The 13,979-nt window shown below is 50.9% G+C and carries 11 protein-coding genes; 8 read left to right on the top strand and 3 right to left on the bottom strand.

Features of this window, described 5'->3' with window-relative positions; translation table 11 throughout:
• Positions 1-95 precede the first annotated feature (95 nt).
• The 4 genes from BLW49_RS12155 (at position 96) to BLW49_RS12140 (ending at position 4,506) form a co-directional block, all read left to right on the top strand.
• The gene (locus BLW49_RS12155; RefSeq protein ID WP_090725090.1) at positions 96-1,019 is read left to right on the top strand and encodes an ABC transporter permease; all 924 of its coding nucleotides are present in this window, start codon (positions 96-98) and stop codon (positions 1,017-1,019) included.
• On the top strand, positions 1,019-1,813 hold the full coding sequence (locus BLW49_RS12150) for an ABC transporter ATP-binding protein (protein WP_090724844.1): 795 nt from the start codon (positions 1,019-1,021) through the stop codon (positions 1,811-1,813). Before BLW49_RS12155 ends, BLW49_RS12150 begins: the two co-directional genes overlap by 1 nt.
• A gap of 128 nt (positions 1,814-1,941) precedes the next feature.
• Positions 1,942-3,114 carry a winged helix-turn-helix domain-containing protein gene (locus BLW49_RS12145; protein WP_090724843.1) on the top strand — a complete coding sequence of 391 codons (1,173 nt, stop codon included), beginning with the start codon at positions 1,942-1,944 and terminating at the stop codon, positions 3,112-3,114.
• 60 nt (positions 3,115-3,174) lie between these two features.
• Positions 3,175-4,506 carry an MFS transporter gene (locus tag BLW49_RS12140; RefSeq protein WP_177178726.1) on the top strand — a complete coding sequence of 444 codons (1,332 nt, stop codon included), beginning with the start codon at positions 3,175-3,177 and terminating at the stop codon, positions 4,504-4,506.
• A gap of 3 nt (positions 4,507-4,509) precedes the next feature.
• On the opposite strand, the gene BLW49_RS12135 is transcribed toward BLW49_RS12140, so the two are convergent.
• From BLW49_RS12135 to BLW49_RS12125, 3 genes are all read right to left on the bottom strand, one after another.
• Positions 4,510-5,091 carry a hypothetical protein gene (locus BLW49_RS12135; RefSeq protein ID WP_090724839.1) on the bottom strand — a complete coding sequence of 194 codons (582 nt, stop codon included), beginning with the start codon at positions 5,089-5,091 and terminating at the stop codon, positions 4,510-4,512.
• 31 nt (positions 5,092-5,122) lie between these two features.
• Positions 5,123-5,656, bottom strand: a complete 534-nt coding sequence (locus BLW49_RS12130) for a hypothetical protein (protein ID WP_090724837.1) — start codon at positions 5,654-5,656, stop codon at positions 5,123-5,125.
• Between the two features lie 151 nt (positions 5,657-5,807).
• Positions 5,808-6,212, bottom strand: coding sequence for a hypothetical protein (locus BLW49_RS12125; protein WP_090724835.1), 405 nt, complete (start codon positions 6,210-6,212; stop codon positions 5,808-5,810).
• A 235-nt stretch (positions 6,213-6,447) separates the two neighbouring features.
• Here BLW49_RS12125 and BLW49_RS29180 point away from each other — a divergent pair, with 235 nt between their 5' ends.
• The 4 genes from BLW49_RS29180 (at position 6,448) to BLW49_RS12100 (ending at position 13,954) form a co-directional block, all read left to right on the top strand.
• On the top strand, positions 6,448-7,881 hold the full coding sequence (locus BLW49_RS29180) for a DUF6385 domain-containing protein (RefSeq protein WP_256209732.1): 1,434 nt from the start codon (positions 6,448-6,450) through the stop codon (positions 7,879-7,881).
• Between the two features lie 86 nt (positions 7,882-7,967).
• Entirely contained in the window at positions 7,968-10,139 is a 2,172-nt protein-coding gene (locus BLW49_RS12110) for a glycosyltransferase (RefSeq protein WP_090724834.1), read from the top strand.
• Entirely contained in the window at positions 10,132-11,952 is a 1,821-nt protein-coding gene (locus BLW49_RS12105) for a glycosyltransferase (protein ID WP_177178725.1), read from the top strand. The genes BLW49_RS12110 and BLW49_RS12105 overlap by 8 nt, the downstream gene beginning before the upstream one ends.
• Positions 11,953-11,971: 19 nt before the next feature.
• Positions 11,972-13,954 carry a glycosyltransferase gene (locus BLW49_RS12100; RefSeq protein ID WP_177178724.1) on the top strand — a complete coding sequence of 661 codons (1,983 nt, stop codon included), beginning with the start codon at positions 11,972-11,974 and terminating at the stop codon, positions 13,952-13,954.
• Positions 13,955-13,979: the final 25 nt, after the last annotated feature.

Genomic DNA, 13,979 nt, shown 5'->3' with positions numbered 1-13,979 from the left:
CTAATTGAGGTTAGTATGCTGAATGCTCGGAAGCAGGGTGGACGACATACCACCCTGTTTTTTTGTAAATAGGAGGATAACACATGTTAGAAACGATGCTTAGTCTGCTGAAATCGACTCCTGGAGCCATTGAACTGGGACTCTTGTATGCATTAATGGCTCTCGGTGTATACATTACGTTCCGAATCCTTGATTTCCCAGATCTTACGGTGGATCAGAGCTTTACGACTGGTGCGGCAATTGCTGCAATTATGATTACGAACGACTTCTCACCTTGGCTTGCGACACTTGCAGCCTTTGGAGGGGGGCTGATCGCCGGAGCATGTACAGGTCTCTTGCATACGAAAGGCAAAATTAATGGTCTGTTGTCTGGTATATTGATGATGATTGCCCTGCATTCGATCAATATGAGGATTCTGGGTGCGCCGAATCTGTCTCTGCTTGGTGTGGACAATATTTTCTCCAGCATGTCTGTTCTGCTGTTCATGTTCATTGTAGCGTTTGTTGTTAAAGTGCTGCTTGATGTATTCTTCAAAACAGATCTGGGTCTCGCTCTCCGCGCAACAGGAGACAATGAGCGAATGATTCGCAGCTTTGGAGCCAATACCGATACAACCAAGCTGGTAGGTATCAGTCTGTCTAACGGGCTGGTGGCTCTATCCGGTGCGTTCCTGGCACAGTATCAAGGGTTTGCGGATATTAGCATGGGGATTGGGATGATTGTCGTTGGACTCGCATCGGTTATTATCGGAGAAGCGATCGTGGGCAAGCGGAGCATCTTCCTCGCGACACTGTCCGTTATCATCGGCGCCGTTGTTTATCGTATCGTCGTTATGATCGCGCTTCGAGTCCCTGGATTTGAGACCTCGGATTTGAAGATTATTACGGCTGTCATCGTTATTCTGGCGCTTCTGATTCCTTCTGTACAACGCAGTATTCGTCAGAAGAACATGGCGCGGCGGAGAACGACAGAGCTGCTGTCCGGCACGGGTAGTAAATCGATGGGAGGTGACCTGTAATGCTGCATATCAATCACGTATCCAAGCTGTTTAATCCAGGTACCGTGGATGAGAAGATTGCGCTTATGGATGCCCATCTAACCTTGAATGAAGGCGATTTTGTAACAGTCATCGGCAGTAATGGCGCAGGCAAATCGACTTTGATGAATATTATATCGGGTGTAATGAAGCCGGATGCAGGTGAAGTGCAGATTCGGAATCAAACGATCAGCCAGCTGCCTGAATATAAGCGAAGTCAGTGGATCGGCCGGGTATTTCAGGACCCCATGGCAGGAACCGCACCGATGATGACGATTGAAGAAAATTTGGCAATGGCTTACCGGCGCGGGAAATCCCGCGGCTTATCCTTTGGCATCAACCAGAAGACGCGGGCGCTGTTCCGAGAGCAGCTGGAGAAGCTGGGGATTGGTCTTGAGCACCGAGTCAGAGCTAAGGTCGGCTTGCTGTCCGGAGGTGAGCGTCAGGCGCTCAGCCTGCTCATGGCAACATTCACCCAGCCTGAGATTCTGCTGCTGGATGAGCATACGGCTGCACTTGATCCATCAAGAGCGGAGCTGATTACGAATATTACCGAAACGCTGGTCCGTGAGATGAATCTGACCACCCTGATGGTTACTCATAACATGGAGCAGGCTATAAGGCTTGGCAACCGACTTATTATGATGGATAAAGGCCGGATTATTCTTGACGTCAATGCCGAGCGCAAGAAGACATTAACTGTACCGGAGCTGCTTCAGGAGTTTGAGCGAATCAGCGGAACAAAGCTGTCAGATGACCGGGTTGTGCTCGGTTAAAGCTATATGTATTAGACCTCTTAAGCCCCCTCACGGCCCTCTCGTGCAGGGGGCTTTTTAGACGTGCGTGCAATGTTTGACTCGCCCGATATACAATAGAAGCAGCATCAGGCAAGGGGTGAACGAGCATGGCTCACATTTATTTTCATGAAGGAGATTATTCGGTAAGCAGTTCGGGCGGACAGGTCACCTTGCTGTCCAAGGAGTTCGCGCTTCTCTATTTTCTGTACCGGAACCAAGGGAAGACCTTTACGCGGGAGCATTTGCTGGACCAGGTATGGCCGCTTGAATATCCCGTGGAACGGACGGTGGATGATCATATCTACAGGCTGCGCAAGAAGCTGTCTCTCATCTCGGAAATTAAAATACATACCGTTCGAGGCTTTGGATACCGTCTTACGGCAGAACAGAAATCTTCGGGTGTTCTCAATCCATCGATGGCAGATACGGAGCTTCAGTCGGCAGTCCATCAGTTATTCCAAAAGTATCATCTCTTCGGTCAAGGCAAATCCATTACAACGCTGATCGCACAGCAGGAGGCGCTTGGGATTGAAGTCGTCCCTTTTTACGAGAACTATTTGCATTTTCTGGGTGGTGATCTCGACTGGTTTATGAGCCGTGATGACCTTAAGGCTGAGGATAGGCTGTACTGGCTGCTGATTCTGTATGGCGTGATTGCATCTCCTCAGGAAGGGCTTCAGCTCTGTGAGACGGCACTGTTACACTCCAGACTGGAGCCTGAGTTCCACAGGGAAATGTATTATCTAAACATCATTGATCTCTATGTCGAGAATGGCATGTATTCCGAAGCAGAAGAACGAATCGCCGCTTCCTACAGGCTGCTTGACGAAGAGGACGACTTGGAAGGCTTTCGTATTCCACTCATGTTATCTGAGCTGCTCCTATATATTCATGAAGAGGACGGTGCCGGAGTTGAGAAGAGCATCCAGGAGATCAGCCGATCGCTTGAACATAAGCCCTATCTGCGGGAAATATGCAGATTTCTCTATATGCAAGGAATATGGTATTACCGACAGGGACAGATCAGGGAGGCTTCAGCAGCGGTGGATGATGCACTTGAAGTCTACGGTCAATCCGGTTTCGTGCCTCACATTCTGCTGTCTGTACGCCAATTCTTGTATTATATGGAAATTCACCCTCCTGCTCAGACGGATAAGGCAGTTATAGGTCTAAGATCGAAGCTTCTAAGCATCTTTCAGGATCTGGACGATCGACATCACTATACCTTGCGAAAAGAAGCCTGCTCCTCCCTCATCAGAAGACTCCTGCGCTCTGTCTGATATTCCTCTGATATAACCCCGTTATGCTGGATGCAATCTAAAGATAGCGGGGGAATTCATATGCTGCATAAATGGTTCAACACCAAGCTCCAGAGTCGAAGTCTGCTCTCTAATAAAATATTCATGAGGCTGTTCTCTGCCTATGCGACAGCCTCTTTTGGCGATTGGTTTGATGCCATTGCCATTCAGGTACTGCTCGTCTATCGGTGGGGCGTAACACCAATGACACTGGCATTGGTGCCTGTCGCCATGGCGCTGCCGGGACTGCTGCTTGGATCCTTAGCGGGTACAATTGCAGATCGAGTACCGAAGGTAAGGCTTATGCTCCTATGTGACTTGCTGAGTGCTGTTCTGACCCTGTGTTTACTTGTCGCACCGAGTATCTACTGGATTATTCCTGTTCTTATGCTTCGGTCAGCCGTATCGACTTTTGTGATGCCGGCTCAGCAGGCAATGACGAGACAGGTGGTTAAGGATGAGGAGCTGCTGCAAGCAACATCGCTTAACGGGCTGGTCAACCAGCTCTCCAAGATTGCGGGTCCTCTTCTCGGCGGTGTGATTCTCGCAATGTTTACACCTCAGATATGTATTTTAATCGGTGCAGCAGGAAGAATCGCTTCTTGTGCAATGCTCTGGACGGTTCGTCATGCTTCAGATGATGTGAAGAAGGTATTACCGGTAGGTGATACCTATACAGAAGTGGTTCAATCCGAGGAAGCATATATTCAGAGAGAAACGGTGTGGCAGGAGTGGAAGGAAGGGTGGAAATACCTTTTACAGCGTCAGATATTGCTGCACACGATAATCTATAGCTTTTTTGGCCTGGCAGCCTTGTTGATGGTGGATTACCAGTTTACCGTTCTGCTCCGGGAGATTGCCCCTAATAATGAATCGATGCTGGGCATATTGGTGGCCGCAATTGGGCTGGGCGCAGTGATTGTGCTGCTCATTGTAAACAGGCAGGAGCATATAGGATACCGGTTTGGCCTGGGTACAGGTGCGATGGGAATCGGTCTCGGCATTGCCGGGCTGGGGCTTGTTCCAAGCGGCAGCTCTTCATGGATGATCACTGGACTTGCGCTGGTTATCGGGCTGGGAAATGGTCTGTACATGGTCACGAACCAGACCATCATGCAGAAGGAGAGCAGCACAAAAATGGTAGGCCGTGTATTCGGCATTAGTAATACGCTGATGAGTGTCGCACTCGTCACTGCGCCTTTGGCAGGAGGGGCGATCATTGAGCTTGCGGGTATAGAAAGTGCCTTTTTCTGGATTGGATTCATCGTTACAGTCATTGGATTAGTAGGTCTGCTGTTCGGTAAGAATTGGTGGGGGGTTCACCGCGTGAGCAGCGAGGACGAGCCTGAATCTAAGCAAGCAGCAATGCAGTAAAGTCTAAGCTTCCCACCACATCACATTGGCCGTAGAAGCGAGCAGGCCGGCTACAGATAGAGAACCGCTGACCGTTAAGGTGTAGGACTGGCCAGGCGGCACAATGAAGCGACCGATTTCATCGAAGCTGAAGGGACCTGCAGCGAGCGGCATGGACAGAACCGGTGTTCCGCCTGTAGACGCAGCGTTAGAAGACCTCGCTGTCATCAGAGAGGTACTGCTGCTAGCGAAATTCGTGTTCACTGGAGTCAGCAGAGCCGGGCTTCCAAGGGTTCCATTGCGTACAATAGCCAAAGTTCCGGTGAAGGAGGAGAGGAGGTTAAGAGCGACATTGATTCCTCCGGTTATTCGGGAAATATAAACGTTTCTTCCGCTGCCCGCAGGATTCGTAATTTGAACGGTGATAATAACACTACCGCCAAGCAGTCCCAGTGTAGTCGAGTTTGTGGCTCCAGCGGTGAATAAGGCTCCAGCTCGGCCTGCACTGGATTCGGGAGGGGCGCCGATCGCCGGAGCTTGATAGGTATTCACGTTACGATTAGCAAGGGGTTTGTTCGCAGATCCGAAGATATGGTCGTTTGGCACACAGATCCCTCCTTTACGAATGTATTCATACTCAGACCTCCCACCAAGTCAGGTTGATGGAGCCGGTAAGTGCTCCAGGGCCGATGCTAATGGTTACTGAGCGCCCAGGAGGAACAATAACAGACCCGCGCAGCTGAATATTGTACGCTCCAGCCGTAAGAGGAATACTCATCAGGGTGATTGGGGAGCCGGTTACGGTTCCTGTTACCTGCTGTGTTGTCGCTGCACTGGTCACACTGCTTCCGAAGTTGTTGTTGGCCGGAACAGGAGCCGTACCTCCGGTAAGTATCCCGCCGTTATACACAATAAGTGAAGCGGAGACTGTGCTGCCTCCGATGATCTGGGATAGATACAGTGTGCGGGAGCTTGCTGCAGGGTTAGCGACTTGAAGCAGCAGATTAGCTCCTCCGCCTGCACTGACATTTCCTGTAGTAAGTGTAAACAGCCTGCCGGCAAAGGCAGCACTGAGATCAGGCATAGATTCAACGGCAGGCGACACATAAGTATTGGTCTGCTGTACATAAATAGGTTTATTGGCTGTATTGAATACAGAGTAATTCGTCATAGGATCCTCCTCCCTTGCATTATGAAGATTTAATTTGTTAGCAGCTGCCGTTCACGACTACCTTGAATTATATATATGCGAAGCCTGGCGGACGGGTTTGGGTTGTCTCTCTATATCGCGCAGGAGAAATAAGCATTGTAAGTTACCTGAATCATTTATCTTTATTTTTCTGTTCCAGCCAATCCCAATAAACCGCATAAAACTCATCGTGCAAAAATTCCTCGTGAACATCCTCCTCACCCGACTTCCGTTCTCGCAATGTCAATCCCAGCCAAGGCTGCTCCCCTTCAACAATTTCGGGATCTCCTACGGCGTCCAACAAGGCAAAAGCACGGAAGAATGCGCCCATAATACTGTCTCTGACTGTTTTTTCTATAGCGGATAAGGCTGCATCATCAAAATTATAGTTTTTCAAAGCATTCACTTCTTCTGTACTCAACTTATACTCATCCCACATCATGTTATCCTCTGATGGGTATACAAGTTGATTTCGTATCTCGGAGCTATTTTTAATGATTTCATGCAGTTCAATTAAAAAAATTTTCTTTGGATCCATGTTATAGTTGTCCTCCTTAGTAAGAAGTTGAATAGCAGTCTATTTCGCCCAGGACAATCTTTTTCCTGCTTCAACATAACCATCTGATCCGTGACCGTGACTCTCAATTATAAAAAGCTTAGGCAGCATTTCCCGGCTTGTGCCGTTACCGCGTGTCCCTCCACTTGCATACTGTACGGTAGCACTTTATATGTGTGAACCCTTGGTTAAGCGATAAGGAGGTGCGATGTGAGAAATGCCTAACTTTTCAACCTTTAACTTGAATCCGGATAATTTAAGGAGTTTAATTTACGGAACTGATGATGCAAATGTCAGCCATCCGGTCAGAACAGATACAAGTGGCAACCTGATTGGCGTTATATTGGACGGAACCATCAGTAACATGCCAGGCATATCGAATGTGACGATCACTGCCGGGACGCTCACAAGCCTGCTGGATGGAACCATCTCGAATGTGATGGGAGCTACCATTACAGCCGGGACCATTACAAGCGTGCTCGGAGCAACGATTACAGCGGGTACGATCACAAGTGTACTAGGTACGACAATTACAGCGGGTACACTCACGAGCCTGTTAGATGGAACGTTGACGAGCGTACTGGGAGCGACGATTACAGCGGGTACGATCACAAGTGTACTGGGAACAACGATCACCGCAGGAACCCTAACGAACCTGCTGGATGGAACGTTGACGAGTGTGCTAGGAGCGACGATCACCGCAGGAACGATCACAAGTGTACTGGGAACGACGATCACCGCAGGAACCCTGACGAACCTGCTGGATGGAACGTTGACAAGCGTACTGGGAGCGACGATTACAGCGGGTACGATCACAAGTGTACTGGGAACGACGATCACCGCAGGAACCCTGACGAACTTGCTGGATGGGACGTTAACGAGCGTGCTTGGAGCGACGATTACAGCGGGTACGATCACAAGTGTGCTAGGCACGACGATCACGGCGGGAACCCTGACGAACCTGTTGGATGGGACGTTAACGAGTGTGCTCGGAGCGACGATCACTGCCGGTACACTAACGAACCTGCTGGATGGAACGTTGACGAGTGTGCTTGGAGCGACGATTACAGCGGGTACGATCACGAGTGTGCTCGGAGCGACGATTACAGCGGGTACGATCACAAGTGTGCTAGGCACTACAATAACGGCTGGTACACTAACGAACCTGCTGGATGGAACATTAACGAGCGTACTTGGAGCTACAATTACGGCAGGAACAATCACAAGCATACTCGGAGCGACGATTACAGCAGGAACGATCAACAGCCTCCTCGGGGCGACCATCACCGCCGGTACACTTAGCAGCGTCACCTCCATTTCACAAAAAAGCTTTACGGAAACTCAGGTGCTCGGCATTCCGACAGCGGATGCGTTCACCCCGCTGGGTCCGGTAAGCACCAGCGTATTCGGAACGTACTCCTTCTTCGTATATAATGCAGGCCCTGCAAACAGCGTGGACGCAAGGGTAGAGATCAGTGCCAACGGAACGAACTGGTTTGCCGATGTAGACACGGTTACCGGTATTACTGCAGGGTCGGTAGACGTGCTTGTGCCTCAGCGTTTCCTTAAATATACACGGCTTGCTTATCGTTCGAGTACACCGGGTGCTGCAACGACAATTGATGTGTTTTTCAACGGACAAGGAACATAAGACAGCCTTATTTCATATAGGTACAGGGAATCTCTATGCACGAAAGAGCCTGTACCTTTTTTTGCGTGTAAAGGAGGAAAGACAAGTTGAAACAGCCTACACTGGGTGTTCACATGATTATACGTAACGAGGAAGCACGTCTTGCGAATTGTCTTGCATCCATTCAGCCCATCGCGGATGAGATTGTTGTTGTGGATACCGGGTCTACAGACAGATCTGTGGAGATCGCCAAGCAGTTCGGAGCAGCTGTCGTATGCAGCACCTGGCAGGATGACTTCGCAAAGGCACGGAATGAAGGGATATCACTGGCAGGGACGGACTGGATTCTAGTGCTGGATGCAGATGAAGAGTTGACGGATGGTCAGAATGAGATCAAGGCTTTTTTGCAGGAGACATCTGCTGACGTCTGTACGATACAATTGGAGAATTGGACGGGAATGCAGCCTGAGGATCGAACGTTCTATGAGGCAGAGCGACTGTTTCGTAATCGATGCGGTTTTTTTTATAAAGGAATCATTCATGAACAGCTTGTTCGTAATGACAACATGAGGCAAGAAGGAGGATTGAAAGCTCGTATCGGCAAAAGTCCGATTCGTGTGCAGCATTATGGCTATCTGCCTGCAGTTATACAGGAGAAACAAACCGCTCGGCGTAACCTTGGCCTCCTTCAAAAAGCGTTAGAACTCGATCCAAAGGATAAGTTCCATCTCTACAATCTTGGGGTTACCTGCTGTCAGCTTGGCATGTGGGAGCAGGCGAAGGAAGCCTTTGAGGTGTCACTGCAGGATTGTCCAGTATCTGCACCTTACCGTGCGACACTGGTCCGTGATCTTGCCAAGCTGCTGCATGCACTGGAGCTGTATGATAAGGGGAGAGCTCTGTTATTGACGGAGCTGCTGCATTATTCCGATTATGCAGAGCTGCATGTTGTGCTGGGAATGATTGAAAGGTCACAAGGCATGATGGATCTTGCCTATGCGTCTTTTCATGCTGCGCTAGAGATGAAGCCTGCCGGTTCCTATGTAACGGATGCGGGAATGAACAGCTATGTGCCACAGGTACATATGGCAGATATAGATAAGCATAAAGGGCGCTGGGCACGGGCCGAAGAGCGATATTCTGCCAGTCTTGAGGAGTGTCCTGGCTACATACCTGCCGCGATTGGCCTTGCAGATCTTCTGCAGCTTCAAGGGGAGAAAGACGCAACCATTGCTCAGCGCTTACTACAGCTCATGACACCGACGGATCCGATATTGCTGTACAAAGCAGCCTATGCCTTGAGCTTGTGCGGGGCATATGAAGCTGCGTTGTCCGTTCTGCCGGAGGACCGGATTCAAGCCAGTGATGAGGCTTGGGTACGTTTATGCCTCATGCAGACTGAACGTTACCCGTGGGCAGCCGGACGTGCACAGCAGCAGATCCGCTTGCTGCAGCAAGCACAAGCGGCTGCTCGCGAGGAAGCCAAAGATACAGCCATGATCAGAACTGAAGGGGAAAGAGAAGCAGACACAGAGGCAGAGGCGACGATATTGGATATGGCAGTAATTGATTGGAGCTTATCCGAATGGCGGATAGGGGCCAGATTGCCGGATGCTCTTGTGACGGTACTTGGCGAACAATCAAGAGTGTATCTTCAGATGGAAGCTCGATTGTTTCACTACGGGCTGCAGAACAGCGAAGGTGGAGCGGATCCGGGTGCTGCGAATCCTGCAACGGATGAAGGAGGAGCGGCTTCAAAGGAAGCTAGAGCCAATGAAGCCGCTCTGTCCGCTCTAGCCGTCCGCTTGTGTGAACGGGCAGCAGAATGCGGCTGGAAGAAGCTTGTTCTACAAATGAAAGCGGCCGGAATTATCACGACAAGACAAAGCGCAGGCATTCTATATCGCTCTGGTTACCGCCGGAGTGCGGCAGATCAGTACCTGGAGCTACTAGCTCAAGACCAGCTGGATGCCGATGGGGCATTTGAGCTTGCTGAATTGCTGTACGATCAGAAGCTGTATGCCAAATCAGCGGCATTGTTCGATAGAGCGATCCAGCTGAATCCCCAGCATCAACCATCCCGTGCCGGTGCAGCAGCGAGTTACTTGCAGCTGGCCCGCAACACGGCGATCCAGATACTTAATTTAGCAGGGCAGCTGCGAGGGGCTTCCCAGCTTCAGAGTCATGCTCAGAAACTGAGCGATTCTACTCTTCAATTGATGGATCTGGGATGGCAGACGCGGCGATCCGGACGGGAGCGGAGGAATGAGCATGTCTAGTGGCCGAATCTCTTTATGTATGATCGTGAAGAATGAAGAACGGAGCTTACCTTCTTGTTTGAACAGTGTACGAGGGGCGGTTGATGAGGTCATCGTGGTCGACACGGGCTCCACCGATCTAACGGTACAGCTTGCGAGACAGCAAGGTGCTGCTGTAATTCCATTCGAATGGTGTGATGATTTTGCGGCTGCCCGCAACAGGGGTCTTGAGGCTGCAACAGGAGATTGGATTCTGTTTCTGGATGCCGATGAAATGCTGGATGACAAGGCTAGGGAGGAGCTTCCGCTGTGGGGAGCACAGGAGGGAGTAGACGGATTTTTTCTGCAAATTCACAATTATACCGGCAACGGATCGGGCGGAGTCACCATCAATCCTGTACTACGGATGTTTCGCAATGACCCGAAGCATCGTTTTTCCGGACGCATTCATGAGCAGATCGCGGAATCCATTGTGAATCACAATCCCCAGGCGCATTTTCATATGACAGATATGATCATTCATCATTATGGCTACAGTGAAGAGATTGTGCTGGAAAAAGACAAGGTCAGCCGAAATACACGGCTTCTTCAACAGGTGATTCATGAGGATCCAGACAATCCATTTCACCGGTATAACATGGGGGTTGAATGGCTGAGGATCGGCCGACTGGAGGAAGCATTGAGCTCGTTTCGCAAGGCGTGGGAGGGTCTTGATCCAATAAAGGCCAGCTATGCTCATCTGGTGCTTAAATACGAGATTCGATGTCTGCAGGCGCTCGGCAGATGGGAGGAAGCGGAAGCACGGATTGCGAAGGGGCTGCAGCTGTATCCTAATTATACTGACATATTACACTGCCGAGCCTTGACCGAGGAGGCATTTGGCAGGGAGAAGCAGGCGGAAGCCGCGCTCAGGGAAGCACTGCGTCTAGGTCCGGCGCCGGATCTATATCATACGGAAGAGGGAATCGGCACCTATCAGACGCATTACCTGCTGGGATTAAATGCAGAGAAGCGGGAGGCACTGGATGAGGCGGTTGACTGTTATGTGAAGGCGATTCGCTGCAAGCCCAGCTTAACTCCACCGCTCTATCGGATATTTCGGATTATGCAGCCTGCGCTTCAGGAGGAGCATATTCCGGAACTGCTTAAGGCACGGTTTTCCTTCTCGACACCGGAGAGCACATGGAAAGTGATTCATATTCTGAACGAATGCGGATGCTATTCTTCTGTAATCCCAATGCTGCATCAGCTGGAACAAGAGAGTCCTCCGCATGCGCGAAAACAGATTCGTGTCCATCGGGTGGAGGCGATGTGGAAGGCAGGGGAATGGAAGCAGGCTGACCGGTTGCGGCGCAAAGCCCATATTCCGTCCTCCTCTTCTCTGTCTGAGCTTATGAGCTGGAGCATGGATAGACGGAGTAAGGATGAGCTGTATCAAGATCCGGCCATTCGGCTGCTTCAGAATAAGCTGTCCTTGTCGGAAGCACTGGGCGGCAGAGCCGAACAAGGCGCAGCTGCCGCCGCCACTCGGGAGGAAATCCCGCAGCTCTGGAACTCATTCGCGAGCCTATGTCAGGCAGCAATGAATGCCAAGAGGCAGGAGCTGTTCTCATCGGTTCTAGAAGGCTGGATTGAAACGGTAGAGCAAGGCTTGCAAGAAGGAGAATTCACTTCTGTGTCCGGCGTCAATATGCTGCTGCATACGATGATCAGCGCAGCTGACCACCATTTGGCCCATATGAGCACCCTTCAGCGTGAGCAGGAGCATCGAGGCAAGGACTGGCGGATCATCCAGCGGCTTCGGCTTACATTGCCATGGAGTGATGGGCATTAGTGATGGGGAGGGAGCGGGCATGAATAACAGATCACCGATTTCCTTATGTATGATTGTTCGTGATGAGGCGCTGTTTCTGGAGCAGTGTCTGGCTTCGGTGTCGAGCGTCGTCTCCGAAATGATCATCGTCGATACCGGGTCCACCGACCGGAGTGTCGATATCGCTAGAGCGTATGGGGCAACGGTTGTCCATATGGAATGGCAATCCGATTTTGCTGCAGCTCGGAATGAATCCCTTCGACATGCGGCACAGCCCTGGGTTTTGATTATGGATGCGGATGAACAATGGGTCGAAGGACAGCAGAGCCGGCTGTTTTCATTATTGCTTGAAGCAAGTGATGGGGTATACGGATTTGAGGTGGAGATCAAGAGCCTGCTTGGTCGTTCTGGAGAGGATTCTGTAACGGACAGTGCCTGCCGAATCTTCCGGAATGATACGAGAATCAGGTTCAAAGGGCGAATTCATGAAGAAGCGGCCACTTCTATACTCGCACTGGGAGCAAGTACGCTTAGAGCCTCAGGGCTGCAGCTCCTGCATTACGGGTACCTTGATCACATCGTTAAACGGAAAAATAAAAGCGAACGGAATTTTCAGCTTATTAAAGAGGCTTTAATGCAGGAGCCGGATAGCAGAATATTGCTCTATGCTCTGGGTACAGAATATTTTCAGCTGGGTGATTATGATGCTGCGGTACGCATACTGGAGCCGCTTCTGGATAAGTTGCCGACAGAGGCCGGATATGCCTCCGATGTATTTCTTAAGACGATATTTGCTTTACGGGAAAAGGGAGAGCTGCATCAAGCGGTAGAGAAGGTGGAAGAAGGGGTATCCAGGTATCCAGGGTTTGCCGATTTACAGGAGCTGAAGGCGGTTCTGCTTATGGATCTGGGGAGGGACGATGAGGCGCTGGGTGTACTGACTAACATCAGTCGTAGCAGGGAGTATACCTCCGTATCAGGAGCAGGTACGTATCGTTCCTCATATCTGACAGGAGTCGTCTATGAACGCAAGGGCGAGGGAAGGCATGCTTGTGAAGCTTATGAAAAAGCTGTGGAGGCGAACCCTGATTATGTGCCGGCGTGGCAGCGCTGGATTCCGCTCGCTGTATGCAGCGGTGAGCTCGCTCAGGTAGAACGTTGGATTGGAAAAAGGGGACTTACAGAGAAGGCGCAGCAGGTTGTTCTCCAGCAAATGCTTGATATGCAGCAATCTGTATGGGTATTGAAACAGAAATGCTGGCTGCAAGAAGCCTTTAGTAAAATGCCCTGGGCAGAAGCCATCCTGCTGGCTCAGCTTGGGGAACGGCGCGTTGCTGCAAGGCTGCTTGAACCTTGGCATACACATCAGGACATGGCGGCAGAGATCGGCATCTATCTGCAGGCGCTCTGCTCGGATGCTGCCGGCAGAGGGCAGCTGCGCAGCGGCGATCCTGACCGATCTGTGGCAATGGAGGATGCACGCTGGATGGGGAAGCAGGCTGAAGCATTCATCCGGCTGGGGGCATGGGCTGGTTTCGGTGCATGGCTGCCAGAGGTGAAGGAGCCATCTGCTGTGCTGGTTCAGCTGTCTCCTTCTGCAAGAATAGGGCTGCTGCTTGCTCCGCTGTCCGTCCGCAGGCAGCTCTACTCCTGGCTGCAGGAGCAGAAGGAGGTTGACCGAGAAATGCGGGAGAGGACAGCGGCATCTGAACAAGCATACCTGAATCGAACGTCAGAACACGAACCAGACACCGCCCGACTGGAAGTAGATTCTTCCGACCGAGCGGTGCCGACTGTGCAGCTGTTTATGCGGCTTGCCTTGAGAGCCAGCTTCAAGGAGAAGGAGGCAGGTCTGGATCTCCCGAGCTATGAGCAAGAGGCAGCACGGATTCTGAAATATAAGCCTGCATCTTCTATAGAAGCGGCTCAATCCGGATGGAACGCCTTAGAGCTGTTCATGAAGCAGAATCCTCAGCGCGCTGAAGACAGATTCCAAGCAGCAGCCCAGCTCATGCTGTTATAAAGTGATGAGGTGTGGCGATCTTACC

Origin of the sequence: Paenibacillus sp. PDC88 (assembly GCF_900106725.1) — a bacterium.
GTDB lineage: Bacteria > Bacillota > Bacilli > Paenibacillales > Paenibacillaceae > Paenibacillus > Paenibacillus shunpengii.
Note: the sequence above shows the minus strand (reverse complement) of the source record. Positions and strands in the feature narration are given on the sequence as shown.